This is a genomic window from Massilia sp. GCM10023247, assembly GCF_042653325.1.
In the GTDB taxonomy this organism is placed as follows: Bacteria; Pseudomonadota; Gammaproteobacteria; order Burkholderiales; family Burkholderiaceae_D; genus Telluria.
Map to the genome: position 1 here is coordinate 575,511 of NZ_JBHSIB010000007.1, position 19,524 is coordinate 595,034.

The 19,524-nt window shown below is 67.0% G+C and carries 11 protein-coding genes; 5 read left to right on the plus strand and 6 right to left on the minus strand.

Annotated elements, in window-relative coordinates:
• Nucleotides 1–21: 21 nt before the first annotated feature.
• The 3 genes from ACFPAH_RS06260 to ACFPAH_RS06270 form a co-directional block, all read right to left on the minus strand.
• Nucleotides 22–1,869 (minus strand): DEAD/DEAH box helicase, encoded by a 1,848-nt coding sequence (locus ACFPAH_RS06260; RefSeq protein ID WP_379742257.1) that lies wholly within the window; start codon nt 1,867–1,869, stop codon nt 22–24.
• 157 nt (nt 1,870–2,026) lie between these two features.
• Complete coding sequence (locus tag ACFPAH_RS06265) at nt 2,027–3,538, minus strand: tryptophan halogenase family protein (protein ID WP_379742260.1); 1,512 nt, start codon at nt 3,536–3,538, stop codon at nt 2,027–2,029.
• A 97-nt stretch (nt 3,539–3,635) separates the two neighbouring features.
• On the minus strand, nt 3,636–6,542 hold the full coding sequence (locus ACFPAH_RS06270; RefSeq protein ID WP_379742263.1) for a TonB-dependent receptor: 2,907 nt from the start codon (nt 6,540–6,542) through the stop codon (nt 3,636–3,638).
• A 536-nt stretch (nt 6,543–7,078) separates the two neighbouring features.
• On the opposite strand from ACFPAH_RS06270, the gene ACFPAH_RS06275 reads away from it, so the two are divergent.
• Both ACFPAH_RS06275 and ACFPAH_RS06280 read left to right on the plus strand, forming a co-directional pair.
• On the plus strand, nt 7,079–8,926 hold the full coding sequence (locus tag ACFPAH_RS06275; protein ID WP_379742266.1) for a glycoside hydrolase family 13 protein: 1,848 nt from the start codon (nt 7,079–7,081) through the stop codon (nt 8,924–8,926).
• Complete coding sequence (locus ACFPAH_RS06280; RefSeq protein ID WP_379742269.1) at nt 8,923–11,853, plus strand: esterase; 2,931 nt, start codon at nt 8,923–8,925, stop codon at nt 11,851–11,853. Before ACFPAH_RS06275 ends, ACFPAH_RS06280 begins: the two co-directional genes overlap by 4 nt.
• Before the next feature lie 10 nt (nt 11,854–11,863).
• Here ACFPAH_RS06280 and ACFPAH_RS06285 read toward each other — a convergent pair whose 3' ends face one another.
• The 3 genes from ACFPAH_RS06285 to ACFPAH_RS06295 all read right to left on the minus strand — a co-directional run bounded on the left by ACFPAH_RS06285 (nt 11,864) and on the right by ACFPAH_RS06295 (nt 14,814).
• On the minus strand, nt 11,864–12,844 hold the full coding sequence (locus ACFPAH_RS06285; protein WP_379742272.1) for a diacylglycerol/lipid kinase family protein: 981 nt from the start codon (nt 12,842–12,844) through the stop codon (nt 11,864–11,866).
• 109 nt (nt 12,845–12,953) lie between these two features.
• Entirely contained in the window at nt 12,954–13,478 is a 525-nt protein-coding gene (locus tag ACFPAH_RS06290) for a GNAT family N-acetyltransferase (protein ID WP_379742275.1), read from the minus strand.
• Nucleotides 13,479–13,539: 61 nt separating this feature from the next.
• A complete protein-coding gene (locus ACFPAH_RS06295) occupies nt 13,540–14,814 on the minus strand; it encodes an amidohydrolase family protein (RefSeq protein WP_379742278.1) in 1,275 nt (424 codons plus the stop codon).
• A gap of 209 nt (nt 14,815–15,023) precedes the next feature.
• Here ACFPAH_RS06295 and ACFPAH_RS06300 point away from each other — a divergent pair, with 209 nt between their 5' ends.
• The 3 genes from ACFPAH_RS06300 (at nt 15,024) to ACFPAH_RS06310 (ending at nt 19,466) form a co-directional block, all read left to right on the plus strand.
• Nucleotides 15,024–15,809 (plus strand): phasin family protein, encoded by a 786-nt coding sequence (locus ACFPAH_RS06300; protein ID WP_379742281.1) that lies wholly within the window; start codon nt 15,024–15,026, stop codon nt 15,807–15,809.
• A gap of 116 nt (nt 15,810–15,925) precedes the next feature.
• Nucleotides 15,926–17,677 (plus strand): ABC transporter ATP-binding protein, encoded by a 1,752-nt coding sequence (locus ACFPAH_RS06305; RefSeq protein ID WP_379742284.1) that lies wholly within the window; start codon nt 15,926–15,928, stop codon nt 17,675–17,677.
• The gene (locus tag ACFPAH_RS06310) at nt 17,667–19,466 is read left to right on the plus strand and encodes an ABC transporter ATP-binding protein (RefSeq protein WP_379742287.1); all 1,800 of its coding nucleotides are present in this window, start codon (nt 17,667–17,669) and stop codon (nt 19,464–19,466) included. Before ACFPAH_RS06305 ends, ACFPAH_RS06310 begins: the two co-directional genes overlap by 11 nt.
• Nucleotides 19,467–19,524 lie beyond the last annotated feature (58 nt).

A 19,524-nucleotide genomic window follows, 5' to 3' on the forward strand; every position in this document is an offset into this window, starting at 1 on the left:
CCGGCACATGCAGCGGGAGAATTACTCTTTGCGCGCTTTCTTGAAGCCCGGCTTGTCCGACTTGAAGCCCGGCTTTTCCGAATAACGGCGCTCGGCCCCGAACGACTTCTTCGGGTAGCCCGCCTTCTTCGGCGGCGGGGTTTCGCCGTCGCGGGTGATCTGCAGCTGCTGGCCAGCCACCCAGACCGTTTTCAGGTGGTCGAGCAGGTCGTTCGGCAGGTCGGCCGGCAGGTCGAGCGTGCTGAAGTCGTCGTAGATCTCGATGCGGCCGATCAGTTTGGAGTCGATGTTGGCCTCGTTGGCGATCGCGCCGACGATGTTGCCCGGCTTGACGCCGTTGGTGTGGCCGACTTCGATGCGGAAGGTGGCCATGCCGTCTTCCGGCGCGCGCATGACGCGCTCCTTCTTGAAGCCAGATTCACGCGGCGCGCGCGGGGCACGCTCTTCCCAGCTGCCGGCGTCGTCGCGCGACGGGCGCGGCAATCGCTCGACGAAGTCGGTGCGCGCCGGGCGCTCTTCCCAGGTCGATGCCTTCGGCTCGCGGTCCGGCTTTTCCAGCAGCAGCGGCACTTCGCCGCGTCCCAGCTTGGCCAGCGCGGCGGCGATGTCGACCGCCGGCACGTTCTGCTCCTGCTCGTATTCCTCGATCAGCCTGCGGAACTGGTCGAGGCCGCCGGCGGCCAGGGTTTCGGTGATCTGTTCCTTGAACTTGGCGATGCGCACGTCGTTGACGGCCTTGATGGTCGGCAGCGTCAGCGGCGCGACCGGCTGGCGCGTCGCGCGCTCGATGGCTTTCAGCAGGCCGCGCTCGCGCGGCGTGATGAACAGGATCGCGTCGCCGCTGCGCCCGGCGCGGCCGGTGCGGCCGATGCGGTGGGTATAGCTTTCCGGGTCCGAGGGCACGTCGTAGTTGATCACGTGGCTGATGCGCTCGACGTCGAGGCCGCGCGCGGCGACGTCGGTGGCGACCAGGATGTCGATCTTGCCGTTTTTCAGCTGCTCGATGGTGCGCTCGCGCTGCACCTGCGCCATGTCGCCGTTGATCGCCGTGGCGGCAAAGCCGCGCGCCTGCAGCTTGGTGGCCAGCTCTTCGGTGCCGAGCTTGGTGCGCGCAAAGATGATCATGCCGTCGAACGGCTCGGCCTCCAGGATGCGGGTCAGCGCCTCGAGCTTCTGCATGCCCGATACCAGCCAATAGCGCTGGGTGATGTTGTCGGCGGTGCCGGTTTTCGCGGCGACGGTCACTTCGGCCGGATCGCGCAGGTAGGTTTTGGCGATGCGCTTGATCGCGGGCGGCATGGTCGCCGAGAACAGCGCGATCTGGCGCTCTTCCGGGATCTGCTGCAGGATCTGCTCGACGTCGTCGATGAAGCCCATGCGCAGCATTTCGTCGGCTTCGTCGAGCACCAGGGTCTTCAGTTGCGACAGGTCGAGCGAACCCTTCTCGATGTGATCGATCACGCGGCCCGGGGTGCCGACGATGACCTGCACGCCGCGGCGCAGCGCCTGCAGCTGCGGGCCGTAGCTCTGGCCGCCGTAGATCGGCAGCACCGCGAAGTTCTTCATGTGGGCGGCGTAGCTCTGGAAGGCTTCGGCCACCTGGATCGCCAGCTCGCGCGTCGGCGCCAGCACCAGCGCCTGCGGCGCGCTTTGCTTGGTGTCGATGCGCGAGAGCACCGGCAGCGCGAAGGCGGCGGTCTTGCCGGTGCCCGTCTGCGCCTGTCCCAGCACGTCGCGGCCTTCCATCAGCAAGGGAATGGTGGCGGCCTGGATCGGCGACGGCGTCTCGTAACCGACGTCCTTGAGCGCCTTGAGGACCGGCGCCGGGATGTTCAGGTCGGAAAACGATGGGATGGGTGTGTCTGACATGGATGACTTTCGAAAAACGATACTAAACCGCCAGTTTACTCCCTCGACGGGAACGGGCGGGCACAATTTGAAAAACGGGGCGCAGCGACAGGGCTGCAAAAGAAAAACAGCCCCATGCGCAAACCGCATGAGGCTGCTTCTGGGAAAGACGTACAACCTAGATTTTCGGCGCCGCGCAGTGCCGGGCGATGTACTCCTCGTGCGACGGCATCACGGCCACGCACTGGGCGATCACGCCGCGCACGCTGTCGAGGTAGTCGGCGATGTCGGCTTCGGACTGGGCGTCGACCAGCGGGTGATAGCCCTCGAAGGGCATGTTCTGCCCTTCGAACACCTGGGTCCAGCCGACTTCCGAAAACAGTTCGTCGGCGACCCGGACCACCTTGCCGCGCGCGCGGTACAGGTCCATCTTCTCGCGCAGCGTCTCGGGAATCGCCATGTGGGCGCAGGCCTGCCAGTACGCGGAATCGGTGCGCTGGTTCAGGTGGTAGTGCAGGATGATGAAGTCGCGGATGCGCTCGTACTCGAAGCGCGACTGGCGGTTGAACTCGTTGCGCTCGGTCTCGTCGAATGCGCGGTCCGGGAAGAAATCGATCAGGCGGGCGATCGCCGACTGGATCAGGTGAATGCTGGTCGATTCGATCGGCTCGAGGAAGCCGCCGGCCAGGCCGATGGCGACCACGTTGCGGTTCCAGGCCTGCTTGCGCATCCCGGTCTGGAACTTGATCTGTCTGGGGTCGGCCAGCGGCTTGCCGTCCAGGTTGGCCAGCAGGGTGCTGGCCGCCTCGTCGTCGCTGAGGTAGCGGCTGCTGTAGACGATGCCGTTGCCGGTGCGGTGCTGCAGCGGGATGCGCCACTGCCAGCCGGATTGATGCGCCGTGGCGCGGGTGAACGGGGTCATGGTCGATACCGACTCGCAGGGCACGGCCAAGGCGCGGTCGGCCGGCAGCCAGCCTGTCCAGTCCTCGTAGCCGGTCTGCAGGGTTTGTTCGATCAGGAGGCCGCGGAAGCCCGAGCAGTCGATGAACAGCTCGCCCTCGACGTTCGTCCCGTTCTCCAGCTCGACGGCCTCGATGAAACCGTCGCCCTGTCTCTGGCGCGCGCGCAGGATCTTGCCTTCGATGCGGGTCACGCCGCGCGACTCGGAGAGCTTGCGCAGGAAGCGCGCGTACAGGCTGGCGTCGAAGTGATAGGCGTAGGCGATGTCGCGCAGCGGCGAATTCGGCACATCGAAGCGCGCCGGCATGAACTTGCCCGCTTTCGCGGCCATGCGCGTGATCGAATACTCCTCGAGCGGCGCGGCCTTGCCGAGGCGGCGCATCTTCATCCAGTACTGCTCGAAGGGCACCGTGGCCAGGTCCTGGCCGAGGCGCCCGAAGCCGTGCATGTAGCGCTCGCCGGGTTTGCCCCAGTTCACGAACTCGACGCCGAGCTTGAAGCTGCCCTGGGTCGCGCGCATGAACTCGGCCTCGTCGATGCCGAGCACGCGGTTGAAGCGCTGGATCATCGGAATGGTCGCCTCGCCCACGCCCACGATGCCGATCTCGTCGGATTCGACCAGGCGGATGTTGTAGCGGCCATTCAGGATGGTCGAGAGCGCGGCGGCCGTCATCCAGCCGGCGGTGCCACCGCCGACGATGACGATGTCCTTGATTGGTTGGTTCTGCATATGTAGTCGTCCCGGAGGGTCAAAAAACGACCCCTGGCAGGCGGGAGCCCGGCAGGGGTCGTTACTGTAGCGCAGGTCCGCTTCAGCTCAAGCCAGCTTAGAACTTGTAGCTGGCGCCGAAGTGGTACGTGCGGCCATAGTCGACGCGGTTGGTCGGGTTGTTTGCGTCGTCGGTGTACTCCAGGAACGGTGCGTTGTTCCAGTTCTGCGCCTGGGCGAACAGGCTCGTGCCCTTCAGCCAGCCGCTCTGGATTTCATACGAGACCTGCAGGTCGACGATCGACTCGCCCTTGATGAAGGTTAGCTGGGCGTTGTCCTGGAAGTCCGACACCTGGCCCAGGAAGTTCGAACGCTTGCGCGCCGCGGCGGCGATCTGGAAGCCGTTCTTCTCGTAGTACAGGCGCAGGTTGGTCACCTTGCGCGACAGGCCAGGCAGCGGAATGCTCACCGAGCTGCCGGTCACGTTGGCGAAGCCTTCACGCGGCAGCTCGATGCTGCTCTTCGTGTCCGAGTGGTTGACCAGCACGCCGAAGCCATCGAGGTAAGGCGAGACCATCGAGAACGGCAGGTTCACCGCCAGTTCGTAGCCATACAGGTTGCCGCCATCGCCATTCTGCGGCTGGGTGTAGCGGCCGATCGTCGAACCGTCCGCCGGCAGCGTCGTGCCCGGCGTGATGGTGCCGGCGAAGTCGTAGTCGCGTGCCATCCGGAAAATGTAGGTGTCGAGCTTCTTGTAGAAGGCCGCGGCACTGATATAGCCCTTGTTGCCGAAGTATTTTTCGTACGACAGGTCGAGCGTCTTGGCGCGGAACGGCTTCAGGGTCGGGTTGCCGCCGCTGCTGGTCAGCAGCGAGACGCCTTGCTGGTTGCCGAGCGTGACGTTCTGGCCCGCACGCAGGTCATCCAGGTTGGCGCGCGAGACGACCTTGGCTGCGCCGAAGCGCAGGAACTGCTCGCTGCCCAGGTCGAACGACAGGTTCAGGCTAGGCAGGACATCCCAGTACTTGTCGCCGCCGGTGACGCGCAGCGCCGGGCAGGTCTGGGCGGTATTGCCCTTGCAGCGGCCGTTGTCGACCTGGTAGCCGGCGCCGGTCTGGTCGGTGTGCACTGCCTGCACGCCGACGTTGCCGCGGTAAGGCAGGCCGAACATCTCGCCATCGAGGTCGCCCATCAAATAGGCGGTCGAAATGCGTTCCTGGACATCCCACATCTTGTTGAGGATGTCGGCATCGACCTTCGGCGCCAGTTCATAGACCGTGCCCAGCGAACCGCGCGGGTCCCAGCTGACCACGTTGAAGCCCGAGGCGCCGGCCTGGGCGATGTCGCTGCCCGGCACCGCAGCGGAGCCGAACGGGTCGCCGCCGATGATCATCAGGCGGCCATCCTGGCCGGTGCGTTCCTTGTCGCGCGCAGTGTAGTTCAAGCCATAGGTGGTGGCGACCACCGGGCCCCACTCGACGTTCTTCTTGGCGGTCAGGCGCAGCGCTTTGACTTCGTCCTCGACGTAGGGCTGGCCGAGGTAGCCGGCCTGCGGCGACGCCGCGCCGCCGGACCAGCCCATGGTGTCGGTCAGGCGCACTGCGTTGCGGTCCGAATAGTTCAGGCCCGGGGTGTACTTCACCTGGGTCACGTTGGAACCGTTGAAGCCGCTATACGACAAGGTATCCTGCTGGTTCGGCAGGGTGCCGGCCGTGGTTTCATAGCGCGAACCAAGCTTGGTTGCCTTCGACCAGGTCAGGTCGGCCGACGTGGTCCACTCGCCGATCTTGAGCTCGTTGTTCCAGCCGACGCTCTTGAGGTCGTCTTCCGCGCCTTCGTAGTGGTTACGGACCACACCCTTCCAGTTGCTGATCGTGCCGCTGGTGGCGACGCCGTTGGACACGGTGGCCTGGGTCAGGACGTGATCGAGCTCGTATTTGCCGCCGGCGTTGCCGGCCACGCCGCCTTCGAAGCCGGTCTTTTTCAGGCCGGTTTCGCCGGCCGAGTAGAACAGGTCGACGGTCGACTTGAAGTTCTTGTTCGGACGGAACTGCAGCGAGGCGAAGGCGCCGTCGCGGTTGTGCATGTTCTGCTCGGTGTCATAACCGAAGCCGTTCGGCACCTTGAGTTTGACTTTGTCCTTGACGCCAGGAACGTACACCTCGTCGGCGACGCCCCACGAATTGAACTTCGCCTGGCCGCCGCCCATCTCTTCGTAGCGGGTCAGGCCGATCGCCACGCCGATCGTGCGGTTGGCGAACTGGTCGATGTAGGACAGGGTGGCGCGGTCGCCGTCGCCTTCCGGCAGGCCGTTGCGCTGCTTCACGCCGAGGCGGCTCTTCTTGTAGCTGACGGCGACGGTGCGCTTGCCGAAGTCGAGCGGCTGCACGGTGCGCAGGTCGATGGTCGAGGCCAGGCCCTGGCCGATCACCGATGCGTCAGGCGTCTTGTAGATCACGACCGAACCCATCAGTTCGGCAGGGAACAGGTCGAACTCGGGCGAACGGGCGTTGCCGGTCGAGGCCATTTCGCGGCCGTTGAGCAGGGTGCCGTTAAAGCTTGGGGACAGGCCGCGCACCGAGATGTCGGAGGACTTGCCCGAGCTGCGGCCGCGCTGGGCCGACACGCCCGGCAGGCGCGAGATCGAATCGGCGACGCTCTGGTCCGGCAGCTTGCCGATGTCTTCGGCCGAGATGGCCTCGACGATCGAGGTCGAGTTCTTCTTGATCGAGATCGCCGCTTCGATACCGCGGCGGATACCCGTCACGCGCACGGTCTGGACCGGCGTCGCGGTGGTGCTGACGGTGGCGTCGGTGCCCGTCGTCACGGCCGAGTTCGGGGTGTTGTTGGTGGTGTCGGTGGTCTGGACCGTCGGCGCCTGGGTGGCGCTGGCGTCGACAGCCTGCTGCGCGTAGGCGCTGCCGGCAAAGGCGGTCAGGAAAATCGCGCAACCGGCTGCTACCGGGCTCAGCTGGAACGCACGGGTGGCCGTGTTCGCAGCGCGCTTGTTAGCGAAGTATTTCATTTGTCCCCTCAGATCAAAACAATGTAGTTTCCCGAAGACAGCTGCACAGCCACGGCACGGGATCGGTTTTCAACGGCTTTTTAGACGTTCTATCAAGAATTCTGTACTAAAACTAGATGCACTGTCAACGGGCGTCTCTTGCAACTACGTCAATCTACATTGCTATGCCCCGCTATATAGAGCGGAGCGGATGATCGTTGTATTTGAGCTACAGAAACACGTATGCATGGTTGTAGTCGGACTACAAACCGCATGCTTTGCACCAACTTGGTGCGCCGAGGCCCGCAAACGGGGCGCGCGGCGCCAGCCTGCAGTTGCGCCGGTCCGCCATCGGTTTCGCGGCCGGACCCGGCGGACAGCCTCGGCCGCCGCGCCTATGCCAGCCGCATAAGCGTTGCCCCTGCCTTGACGCTGTAGTATTCTTTCCTCAACAGGAGAGGGATTGCGCAGCAATATGCCCCGATACCTCCTGATACGCGTAGTGTAACTACAGATTCAGCGGAATCTCCCTCCGCTCACCCACCCGCCGAGCCGCCATGAAACGTATCGCCGCCACCCTCTTCCTTTCCACCGCCTTGCTGGGCAGCGCGCTGGCCGCACCGGCCGCCATCGAGCACCTCGAGCCACCCTTCTGGTGGACCGGCATGCAGCACAAGGGTTTGCAGTTGATGGTGCACGGCGCCGGCATCGGCCAGCTCGCGCCGCGCATCGATTACCCGGGCGTGCGCCTGGTATCGAGCACCCGGGTGCCGAATACGAATTACCTGTTCATCGACCTCGAGATCGACGAGCAGGCGCAGCCGGGCAAATTCGACATCGTGTTCGCCGGTGACGGCCGTCTTGAACGCCACCCCTTTGAGCTGCGCGCGCGCGAAGCGGGTTCGCGCAACCGGCAAGGTTTTACCAGCGCCGACGCGATCTACCAGGTCATGCCGGACCGCTTCGCCAACGGCGACCCGGCCAACGACAGCGTCGCGGGCATGGCCGAGAAGGCCAACCGCAAGCTCGGCGGCGGGCGCCATGGCGGCGATATCGCCGGCATCGTCCAGCACCTCGACTACGTCGCCGGCCTCGGTTTCACCCAGCTGTGGCCAACGCCCCTGGTCGAGAACGACATGCCCGCCTGGTCGTACCACGGCTATGCCGCCACCAACCACTACCGGATCGATCCGCGCTACGGCAGCAACGAGGACTTCGTGCGCCTGTCGATGCAGGCGAAAAAGCGCGGCATCGGCCTGATCCAGGACGTGGTGCTGTCGCACATCGGCAAGGAACACTGGTGGATGAAGGACATGCCGACCCCGGACTGGATCAACTTCGGCGGCAAGTTCGTACCCACCCAGCACCACCGGGTGGCCGTGCAGGACAAGTATGCCGCCAAGGTCGACCGCCACAACTTCACGGCCGGCTGGTTCGTCGAGACCATGCCCGACCTGAACCAGACCAATCCGCTGGTGGCGAATTACCTCATCCAGAACAACATCTGGTGGATCGAGTATGCCGGCCTGTCGGGCCTGCGCATCGACACCTACGGTTATTCGGACGGCGCCTTCCTGGCGCAGTACACGCAGCGCGTGATGGACGAATACCCGCGCCTGAACCTGGTCGGCGAGGAATGGAGCACACTGGTGCCGGTGGTGGCGCGCTGGCAGCGCGGCAAGCGCAATTTCGACGGCTATACCTCGTCGCTGCCGAGCCTGATGGACTTCCCGCTGGTCGAAGCGATGCGCGGCGCGCTGTCCACTCCGGGCAAGGGATTCAACGACGTCTACCAGACGCTCTCGCTCGACTACCTGTACCCGGAGCCGGACAATCTTGTCCTGTTCGGCGGCAACCACGACATGGCGCGCATGTTCAGCGTCTCCGGCGCCGACTTCGACCGCTACCGCATGAACCTGGTGTTCCTGATGACGATGCCGCGCATCCCGCAGTTCTATACCGGCGACGAGATCCTGATGACCAGCCCGACGAAGGAGCGCGACGACGCCAGCTACCGGGTCGACTTCCCCGGCGGCTGGGCCGGCGACAAGGTCGATGCCTTCACCGGCAAGGGCCTGACCAGGCAACAGCGCGCGGCGCAGGAACTGGTGCGCAAGCTGGCCACCTGGCGCAAGGGCGAGCCGGTCATCCACAAGGGCAAGCTGATGCACTTCGGCCCGGAGAACAACACCTGGGTCTACTTCCGCTACAGCGACGACAAGCGCATCATGGTCGCGATGAACAACAACGACAAGGACATGGTGCTGCCCACCGCGCGCTTCCAGGAAATGCTGAAAGGGACGCCGTCCGGCGTCGACTTCCTGACCGGCAAGACGGTCGACCTCAGGGAGGCGCTGCGCCTGGCACCGAAGGCGACCCTCGTCATCGAACTGCCGGGGGCATGATGCGGCGCTCCCTGATCGCCCTTGCTTGCGCCCTCGCCTGCGGCCTGGCCGGCGCGGCCAGCCAGCCGGGCCTGCCCGCGGCGGCGGCAAAGGCGGCGCCCGGACCATTCAACACGGAGATGTTCGTGCGCGGCGGCTTCAACGGCTGGGGCACGGAACACCCGTTACGCCACCAGGGCCAGGGCGTTTATACGGCCGACATCCTGATCGGCCCGGGCAACCACGGCTTCAAGCTCGGCAGCCGCGACTGGCAACAGGAATGGGTGCCGGGCGATCCTGCGGGCGCCGCCATCAAACCGGACGAGCCGGTGCGCTTTGCCACCAGCGCCGGTCCGGAGGCGACGCTGCTGGTGCGCCGGACCGGCACCTACCGCTTTACCCTCGACGCCGGCAAGCCCGGTACAACGCTGCTGCGGGTGCTGCGCCTGGAGGGCGGTGCAAGCGGCCCGGCGCCGGACCCGCACGCCGGCCATGCACGCGTGGCGAGCCTTGCGTTTCCGACCCACGACGGCAAGATCGAGACCGCCCGCTTCTCGCTGCAGGACCCCGAAGCCCAGCTGCGCCGATATACCCACTCGACGACCATGGCGCTGCGCGACCCGGTGCCCCAGCATACCGATTACGCGGAGAGCGCCGACCTGCCATACGTGCGCAGCGGCAACCTCGCCTTCGATGCGCTGTTCGCCCTGGCCGGCAGCGAGATGCGCCAGGATGCGGTCAGCCATATCCGCGACGGCAACTACAACGGCGGCGGCGCCATCGCCTGCGACTGCTTCGAGACCGGGGAAAAGTGGCATTACGTCTGGACCCGCGACCTGTCGTATGCGGCCGACCTGGGCCTGGCCCTGCTCGACCCGGCGCGGGTGCGCAATTCGCTCGATTTCAAGCTGGCCGGCTACCGCAAGGGTGTCGTCAAGGCGCCGCCGGTCGCCGGCACGCCGGACGGCCTGCAACTGGTGCAGGACACGGGTAGCGGCGGCAGCTGGCCGGTCAGCACCGACCGCGTTACCTGGGCCTTCGCGGCCGAGGAAACCCTGCGCAACCTGCCCCCGAGCGAGCGCGCCGTCTTTGCCGCGCGCGCCTTGCAGGCCTTGAGCAACACGATCGAGATCGACCGCGTCGCCGCCTACGATCCGCGGGACGGGCTGTACACGGGCGAACAATCCTTCCTCGACTGGCGCGACCAGAGCTACGCGGCCTGGATCACGGACGACCTGGCCTCGATGGCGAGCGCCAAGGCGGTGTCGACCAACGTCGCCCACTACAAGGCATTGACCCTCACGGCGCAGCTGGCGCGCGAGGCCGGCGAGGCCGCGCGCGCGGCGCGCTACGAAAGCTGGGCGAGCGCGCTGAAAACGGCGATCAACGAGCGCCTGTGGCTGCTTGACGCCGGCATGTACAGCAGCCTCACCGCCGGCCACCTCGACGGCGCGCCGATGCACCGCTTCGACTGGCTGGGACAATCGCTGGCCATCGTCACCGGCGTGGCCGACGGCGCGCGTGCGCGCAGCATTCTCGCCCGTTATCCGCACGGCCCGATGGGCGCGCCCGTCACCTGGCCCCAGCAGCCGGGCGTGCCGGTGTATCACAACCGGGCCATCTGGCCCTTCGTGACGGGTTATGGATTGAAAGCGGCGGCCCTGGCCGGCAATGCCAGCGTCGCCGACGCCGCCTACGATACGCTGATGCGCGGCGCGGCGCTGAACATGTCGAACATGGAAAACCTGGAATGGCTGTCCGGCCAGCCGCTGTTGCTCGACGATGCGCATCCTTCCTTGAGCGGGCCGGTCATCAATTCGCGCCGCCAGCTGTGGTCGGTCGGCGCCTATCTCGGCATGGTCGTCGAGCAGGTGTTCGGCGTGCGCGCGCAGGACGAAGGCCTCGCCCTGCGGCCTTTCGTCACCACCAAACTGCGGCGCGAGGCCTTTGCCGGCAGCGGCCAGGCAACCCTGCACCAGTTGCGCCTGCGCGGCCAGCGGGTCGACGTGCGCCTGCTGCTGCCGCCGGCCAGCACGGCGCAGGGCTACCACCGGCTCGAGCGCGTGCTGCTCAATGGCGCGCCGGCGCCGGCGATCATTCCCTGGGCGCGGATCAAGGACGGCGACACCATCGAGCTGGTGCTCGGCGCCCCGGTGGCCGGCGAAGCGGCGATTCGCCGCGTGAATGCCGATCCCTATGCCGAGTCGCCGCGCGTCTTCGGGCCGCGCGAACCCGTCATCGAGCGCATCGAACGCGATGCGCAGGGCCGCGCGCGCCTGTGGATAGCCGCCGGCGACGGCAGCGGCAGCGGCGTCGTCTATCACGTCTACCGCGACGGCCAGCCGGTGGCCAGGAACCTGGCCGCCGGCGCCTGGTTTGATCACGAGGTCGCGCCGCACGCCTGCTACGCCGTCGAGGCGCAATTCACGGCGTCAGGCAACCGCAGCCACCACGGCGCGCCGCATTGCCTGGGGCCGGCGCAGGAGATCGCGGTGACCGACGCGCGCGTGGTGTCGAACCTGAAGCCCGCGCCGGGCAAGGCGCCGCACCTGGCCGGCTGGGGCCGTCCGTCGGATCGCTTCGAGCTGCGCGACCTGCGCATCGAGACGGCCGGCAACTACCGGCTGCAGCTGCGCTACGCGAACACGGCCAACGCGATCAACCTGGGCGTGAGCGCCGGCGTGAAATGGCTGCAAGTGCTCGATGCGGGCGGGCGCACCGTGGCCGCCGGCGTGGTGCAGCTGCCGCACACGAAGCCGGGGAACGCTCCTGCCCTGTCGACCCCGCTGGCCGCGCGCCTGGCGGCGGGCGCCTATCGCATTCGCATGAGCGACTTCTACAACATGAGCTACCTGGAAGCGAACGCCAGTTTCAGCGCCGCGGGCGGCACAAGCGGGCCATCGAACCGCTTCGACCTGTATGGCGTGCGTGTGCTGCGGGTGAACTAGAGCAGCTTGCTTATGCCGCGCTGGCGTCGGCGTCGCGCGAATCGTGCGCTGCATCGGGCGGCTTGAGCAGCGCCAGGCGCCCCTCCAGCACGCGGAATTCGAGCGGCATCGCCATGCGCGTGACCTCGCCGTCGGTGGCGACCTTGATGGTCCGGCGCGGCGACAGCCGCGCGTGGCGCACCACGAGGCGCTTGAACGAAAAGGCGAGCACATTCTCCGCCTCGCCCAGGCGCCCGAGGGCGCCGCGCAGCAGCAGCCCCAGCATGGCCAGCTTGCCGACCCGGCGCGGGGCGATGGCGGCCAGTTGTCCCTCTTCGAGCGCGATGGTCAGGGGCTTCATGCCGACCTGTTCCATCTGCAGCCGGTTGTTGCCGACGAATAGGGTAGCGGTGCGCAGCTTGCGCACGATGCCTTCGGTCTCGAGGGTGATGCGCAGCGCGCGGTGCCGCCCCAGGGCGGTCTTCAGGGCCGACAGGATGGCGACGATGCGGCTGCGCCCGAACTCGCGCTTGTCGTGCTCGCGCGCTTCGAGCAGTTCCGGATAGAGGCCGACGCTGGCGTTGACGAGGAAGATGCGGTCGTTGACGAATCCGACCTGCACCGGCATCACGCGCGAGCTCACCAGGCTGCGCACCGCCTCGTCCAGGTCTTCGGGAATGCCGTGGGTGCGACCGAAATAATTGAAGGTCCCCTGCGGCAGCACGCCGAACAGGCAGCCCTGCATCACGGCCTGGTGCGCCACCGTATTGATGGTGCCGTCGCCGCCGGCCGCCACCAGCACGCCGCCGTTTTCCTTGGCCTTCTGCGCCATGCGGCAGGCAATGTCGCCGAGCCGCGCGGGGTCGTCGACGATCTCCAGATGGCAGGTGCGCCCCGCTTCGGCCAGCACGTTGCGGATGGTCGAGCAGCGCAGCTCGGTTTCGGAATGACCGGAACCGGCGTTCAGGACGACGTAGAAGGCGGCGTTGCGAGGAGGTTCGATACTTGGCATCGCGTTGCGGCTGCTTTCAGGGATGGTGTAACTGGCGGTTCCATCCTACCACCGGCCAGCAACGCCCGCAGCACGGCAGGAAGGCGTGCTGCCAGGCATGACGGCAAGCCTACTGGTCCGCAGTCGGCCAGTGGTCGGGATCCTGCAGCAACTGGTACATCACATAGGCGTCGACATAGCCGAGGCGCTTGTGGCGGAATGCCTTGGGCAGGGTGCCGACGATCGCGAAGCCGAGTTTCTTCCACAACATGACGGCGGCGGTATTGGTGCTGACGATGTAGTTGAATTGCATGGCCAGGTAGCCCAGGCCGCGCGCTTCGGCGAGGCAGTGCTCGCCCAGCAGGCGGCCCACGCCGACGCCCTGGGCGGTGGGGCTGACCATGAACGAGGCGTTGGCGACGTGGCGCCCGCGCCCGACCTGGTTCGGCACGATGCGGTACATGCCCAGCACGCGTTCGCCGAGCACGGCGACGCAGCAGGTCACACCGCTTCCGAACCAGTAGGCCTGCGCCGTGTCGCGCGTGGCCTCGTGCTCGAACGGATAGGTCTCGCCCGTTTCGATGTGGGCGGTGAAGATGGTCCACATGGCCTCGAAGTCGGCGCTGGTGGCGGGACGGATCTGGATATCTTTCACGGCTCGGGAAGTTTTATCAATACTACATGGGCTGGCGATTCTAGCACCGGCATTGCCGGCGTCAACGCCTGATACGGAAATCGACCCGCTCCGGACGCCCGGGCAGGCGCAGGGCAGGCGCCGCCGGCGCCGCCTCGGCCACCACGGCGCCGCGCCGCACGACGGCGCGCCGGCTTGCCCGCAAGCGAATCGCTTCGACCGGGCTGGAGGCGTCGAGCAGCACGAAATCGGCGTAATTTCCGGGCGCGAGGCCATAGCCGTCCAGCCCGAGGATGCGCGCCGGGGTTTCCGTGATCGCCAGGAAGCACTGGCGCATCGCCGCCTGCCCCGTCATCTGGGCCACGTGCAGGCCCATGTGCGCCACTTCCAGCATGTCGCCCGAGCCGAGGCCGTACCACGGGTCCATCACGCAGTCGTGGCCGAAGGCGACGTCGACGCCGGCCGCCAGCAGCTCCGGCACCCGTGTCATGCCGCGCCGCTTCGGATAGCTGTCGTGGCGGCCCTGCAGCGTAATGTTAATCAGGGGGTTCGCGATTGCCGCCACGCCGGACTCCGCGATCAGCGGAATCAGTTTGCTGACGTAATAATTGTCCATCGAATGCATCGAGGTCAGGTGCGAGCCGGCCACCCTGCCCTGCAAGCCCGTACGCCAGGTCTCGTAGGCCAGGGTTTCGATGTGGCGCGACATCGGATCGTCGGTCTCGTCGCAATGCATGTCCACCCGCAGGCCGCGTTCGGCCGCGAACTCGCACAGCAGGCGCACCGACTCGGCGCCTTGCGCCATGGTGCGCTCGAAGTGGGGAATGCCGCCGACCACGTCGACGCCCATGCCGATCGCCCGTTTCAGGTTGTCGAAGGCGCCCGGGCTGCGCAACAGGCCGTCCTGCGGAAAGGCGACCAGTTGCAGGTCGATGTAGGGCGCCACCTGCCGCTTGACCTCGAGCAGGGCTTCCACCGCGAGCAGGCGGTCGTCGCAGATATCGACGTGGGTGCGGATCGCCAGCAGGCCGCGCGCCACGGCCCAGTCGCAATATTGCAACGCCCGTTCGACCAGCGCTTCCTGCGCCAGTTGCGGCTTCAGCTCGCCCCAGACCGTGATGCCTTCGAGCAAGGTGCCCGACTCGTTCACGCGCGGCAAGCCGACACTGAGCGTTGCATCCATGTGGAAATGGGCATCCACGAAGGGCGGCGTGACGAGGTCGCCGCCGGCATCGATTTCGCGCGCGCCGCGCGCTGCCAGCCCCGTGGCGACAGCGCTGATGCGCTCGCCCTCGACGCCGATATCGATGTGTTGCCTGCCGTCCGGCAGCGTGGCATTGCGAATGACCAGATCCATGGAGTCTCCTGTTCAGGGCAACTGATTGTAGCGAGTTCGTGACCGGGTTCCGCTGAATTTAACGGGATTTTTAGGTGTCCATTTGTAACGATGCTGCGCCGCAATATTGCACTGATGACACAGTGACAAATTTCGCTTTGCAAGGCTCAGTGCCGAAGCTACACTAAGCTATGTTGCAGTGCGCCATAACCGAACGATAAGGACCATCGATGACTTCGCTTCCAGAACAGTTCTCCGCAGCACGCCAAGCCCAGCTCGACAATAGCTTCAAGCTGATCCGCAGTTTCAGCGACCAGGCACTCGACCGTACCAGCCGGGTCCTCGCGCTCCAGCTCCATGCCTCGCGCGCCGCTGTCGAGCAATCCTCGCAGGCCATGCGCCAGTTGCTGGCCGCGCGCGACCCGCGCGACCTGCTGGCACTCGGCTCGCAGTCGCAGCAGCACCTGAGCACCATGCTCGACTATAGCCGCGAGCTGTTTTCGATTGCCACCTCCGGCATGAGCATCCCGATGCTGCGCTCCGCCGGGCTGCCTGGCCAGGCCGCGCCTGAGCCTGCGCCGCAGCAGGCAGCGCTGCCGGCCATGGCGCCAACGGCGGCGACGCAAGTGGCCGCCGAGGCCTTCGAGCGGATCGGCGGCGACACCGCGTCGGCCACGGCTGCTGCCGCCGAATCGGCAGCCGAGTCCGTGGTCGCAAGCGACGCCACCGACTTCGCCCTGCCGGGCGAGACCCCGGCCGAGGCGGGCAGCGTCGAGGTCGTCACCTCCGACGTCGAACCGGACGCCGCGCCGACGACCATCGCCAAGGCCACCAGCGAGGCGCTCGACGCGCCGGTCGCTCCGCCGCACCCGGTTGCCGCCAGCGTCCCGGTCGAAGTGGCGGTCGAAATCGAACTGCCGAAGGTGGAGCCGGTCGAGGCCACGCCGCCGCCGGCAGCCGGCACCACCCGTCCTACCGAGACGCGCGGCACCAAGGGCCGCCGCAAGCAGAACTGATCCGGCGCCGGCGCTGCGCCGGCGGATGAAAAAAAGTACACTAGCGGGCTTCGGCCCGCTAGTTTTTTTTCGGGCCCATGGAGCGTCTCAGCTCTTTCAAACGCTAGGAATACCAAATGAGTCTAGGCAGGTTAGTGGGCGGCTTCGTGCTGCGCCACTGGAAGGCGTATGCATCGTCGGCCGTGATGCTGGCCGGCGTCGCGGTCTGCAGCGTCTGGGTGCCGCGCAAGGTCGGGGCCATGATCGACGGCCTGGCGGCGCACCGCCTGTCAAGCCACGACCTGACGATCGGGATCCTGCAGCTGCTCGCGCTCGGGGTGGCGATCTACGTGCTGCGCGTGAGCTGGCGCATCCGCCTGTACGGGGCGGCGTACCGCCTGGGGGTCGAATTGCGCACGCGCCTGTACGCGCGCCTGTCGAACCAGGGCCCGGCCTTCTACCAGAAACAGCGCACCGGCGACCTGATGGCGCTCGGCACCAACGACATCGACGCCATCGAGATGGCGGCCGGCGAAGCGATGCTGGCCGGCTTCGACGGTACGCTCACCCTGGTGATGGTGCTGGGCGTGATGCTGCTCGGCGTGGACTGGCGCCTGGCCTGCATCGCGCTGCTGCCCTTCCCCCTGATGGGGCTCGCTTTCTGGTACATCTCGCGCCACATCCACACGGCCGAAACGGATTCCCTGAAGCGCTTCTCGGCGCTGAACGACCATGTGCAGGAGTCGCTGGCGGGCGTGCGCACGGTGCGCGCCCTCGGCCTGGAACAGCGCAGCGCCGCGCAGTTCTCGGAACTGGCCGGCAAGGCCGCCGAGGCTAGCCTCAGCGCCCAGAAATGGGAAGCCGCCTACGAGCCGGCGGTCGGCCTGACGCTGGCCGCGGCCAGCGCGCTGACGCTCGGCCTGGGCGGCTACCTGGTCTGGCACAACCAGCTGACCATCGGCGCGCTGACCAGTTTTACCATGTACCTGGGCCAGCTGATCTGGCCGATGTTCGCCGCCGGCTGGGTGCTGTCCCTGATCGAACGCGGACGCGCCGGCCTGGCGCGCCTGCAGCCGATGCTGGACGCGCCCCTGACGGTCGAGGACGAGGGAAAACTGGACCGCATCGAGGACGGCCCGCTGGTGCTGCGCGACGTCCATTTTGCTTACGGCGGCGCGGAGCGGCCCGCGCTCGACGGGGTGTCGGTGACGCTGAGTCCCGGCATGACGCTGGGCCTGGTCGGGCCGACCGGCGCCGGCAAGTCGACGCTGCTGCGCGTGCTGCTGCGCCAGGCCACGCCGCAGCAGGGTACGGTCAGCTGGGGCGGCCCTCCGCTGGCCAGCTACCGGCTCGACGCCCTGCGCGCGGCCATCAGCTGGGTGCCGCAGGAATCCTTCCTGTTCTCGGCCACCATCGCCGAGAACATCGCGCTGGCGCGCCCCGGCGCAAGCCGCGCCGAGATCGAGCACGCAGCGAGCATGGCGGCCATCCACGAGGACATCCTGCGCTTCCCGCAGGGCTACGACACGCCGGTCGGCGAAAAGGGCATCACACTCTCCGGCGGCCAGCGCCAGCGGGTCGCGATCGCCCGTTCGCTGCTGGCCGAGAGTTCGCTGCTGCTGCTCGACGATGCGCTGTCGGCGGTCGACACCGGCACCGAGACGCGCATCCTCGACCATCTGGCCGAGCTGCGCGCGGCCCGCCCCGAACTGAGTGCCATCATCGCCAGCCACCGCCTCTCGGCCGTCGTCAACGCCGACCTGATCGTGGTGCTGAAGGATGGCCGCATCGTCGAATCGGGCGACCACGACACCCTGCTGCTGCTGGACGGCTGGTATGCCAGCCAGTGGCGCTACCAACAACTGGAGGCCAGCCTCGATGCAAGCTGATACAGTCGACAAAGCCGGCGCCGCGGCAAAAACGGCGCCCGCCACGCAGGCGGCGGCCCTGCTGCGCCGCGCGGCCTGGCCCGACCGCCGCCAGCTGGTCGTCGCGACCCTGTGGCTGATCCTCGCCGCGGCACTCGAAGTAATGGGCCCGATCCTGGGCAAGGCGCTGATCGACGACCACCTGGTCCCGCGCCATGCGGACTGGACTCGCATGGCGCTGCTGCTGGGCGGCGCCCTGCTGTCCGGCTGGGCCGCGTCCTGGCTGCGCTACCTGCAGCTGGTGCGCCTGTCCGGCATGGCGATGCGCTCGGTGCGGCGCCTGCGCGAATGGGTGTACGGCCACGTGATGCGCCTGCCGATGGCGTTTTTTGACCGCGCCATCACCGGCCAGCTGGTCAGCCGCGTGACCAACGACACCGAGGCCGTCAAGACCCTGTACATCCAGGTGCTGTTCGTGCTGCTCGATTCGACCATCGTCCTGATCGGCACCACGATCGCGATGGCCTGGCTCGACTGGCGCCTGATGCTGATCGTGCTGGCGCTGCTGCCGGCCGTGCTGGTCATCGTCTGGCTGTACCAGCGCCTGTCGGCGCCGGCGGTGACGCGCGCACGCGCCCTGCGCAGCGAGATCAACGGCCAGATGGCCGAGTCGATCGGCGGCATGACGGTGCTCCAGGCCAGCAACGCGGCCGGCCGCTTCGGCGAGCGCTTCGCCCACACCAACCAGTCCCATTACACGGCGCGCCTGGCCGAGCTGAAGGCGAACGCGTTCTTGCTGCGCCCGGCGCTCGACCTGCTCAACGTGATCCTGCTGGCGGTGGTGATCTTCAGCTTCGGCCGGCGCGAGATCGGCGCGGTCGAAGTGGGCGTGCTGTATGCCTTCATCAGCTATATCGCGCGCGTGGTCGAGCCCCTGATCCAGATCACGATGCAGTTCAGCGGCCTGCAGCAGGCGGTGGTCGCCACCGCGCGCGTCGCCAACCTGCTCGACGAAGCCGGCGCGGCCGAACACGCGGCCGGACGCGCCGCGGGCACCCGATTGGCGCCGCAAGCCGGCGCCCCGGCGGTGCGCGTGCGCGACCTCTCGTTTGCCTATGTGCCGGGCCAGAACGTCCTGCACGACATCTCGCTCGATATCCCGCAAGGCGCCTTCTTCGGCATCGTCGGCCATACCGGCAGCGGCAAGTCGACCCTGCTCTCGCTGCTGCTGCGCTACTACCCGGCCGAGATTGGCCGCATCGAGATCTGCGGCGAGCCGATCGCCGGCATCGACAACGAGCGCTTCCGCAACGAGGTCGGCCTGGTGCCGCAGGATCCCTTCCTGCTGGCCGCCTCGGCGCGCGAAAACATCGACATGGGGCGCGGCCTGCCGCAGGCGCAGATCGAAGCGGCGGCACGCGCCGCGCACGCGCACGAATTCATCGCCGCGCTCGAAGAGGGCTACGATACCGCGCTCGGCGAAGGCGGTTCGCGCCTGTCCTCGGGGCAGAAGCAGCTGATCGCGATCGCGCGCGCCCTGGCGGGCGAGCCGCGCATCCTGCTGCTGGACGAAGCGACCTCGCGCATCGACAGCGCCACCGAGCAAATCGTGCAGGAAGCGCTCGACGAACTGCGCGGCACGGTGACGATCGTCGCGATTGCGCACCGGCTGTCGACGATCAGGGACGCCGACCGCATCATCGTGCTCAATCACGGGCGCATCACGGAAGCGGGCGCGCACGAAGAGCTGATGCGGATCGAGGGCGGCTTGTATCAGCGCTTGTATTTATTGCAGCAGCTGGCAGTCTAGCCCTGCCCCCAGCGCGGACAGCCTTTTGCTACGACGACAATGTTAATGTTTTAACGTC

Bases quoted from the DNA above. Each gene is read 5' to 3' on its own strand.
- ACFPAH_RS06280 (WP_379742269.1), top strand. From the start codon at position 8,923: ATGATGCGGCGCTCCCTGATCGCCCTTGCTTGCGCCCTCGCCTGCGGC.
- ACFPAH_RS06305 (WP_379742284.1), top strand. From the start codon at position 15,926: ATGAGTCTAGGCAGGTTAGTGGGCGGCTTCGTGCTGCGCCACTGGAAG.
- ACFPAH_RS06310 (WP_379742287.1), top strand. From the start codon at position 17,667: ATGCAAGCTGATACAGTCGACAAAGCCGGCGCCGCGGCAAAAACGGCG.
- ACFPAH_RS06275 (WP_379742266.1), top strand. From the start codon at position 7,079: ATGAAACGTATCGCCGCCACCCTCTTCCTTTCCACCGCCTTGCTGGGC.
- ACFPAH_RS06285 (WP_379742272.1), bottom strand. From the start codon at position 12,844: ATGCCAAGTATCGAACCTCCTCGCAACGCCGCCTTCTACGTCGTCCTG.
- ACFPAH_RS06300 (WP_379742281.1), top strand. From the start codon at position 15,024: ATGACTTCGCTTCCAGAACAGTTCTCCGCAGCACGCCAAGCCCAGCTC.
- ACFPAH_RS06270 (WP_379742263.1), bottom strand. From the start codon at position 6,542: ATGAAATACTTCGCTAACAAGCGCGCTGCGAACACGGCCACCCGTGCG.
- ACFPAH_RS06295 (WP_379742278.1), bottom strand. From the start codon at position 14,814: ATGGATCTGGTCATTCGCAATGCCACGCTGCCGGACGGCAGGCAACAC.
- ACFPAH_RS06260 (WP_379742257.1), bottom strand. From the start codon at position 1,869: ATGTCAGACACACCCATCCCATCGTTTTCCGACCTGAACATCCCGGCG.
- ACFPAH_RS06265 (WP_379742260.1), bottom strand. From the start codon at position 3,538: ATGCAGAACCAACCAATCAAGGACATCGTCATCGTCGGCGGTGGCACC.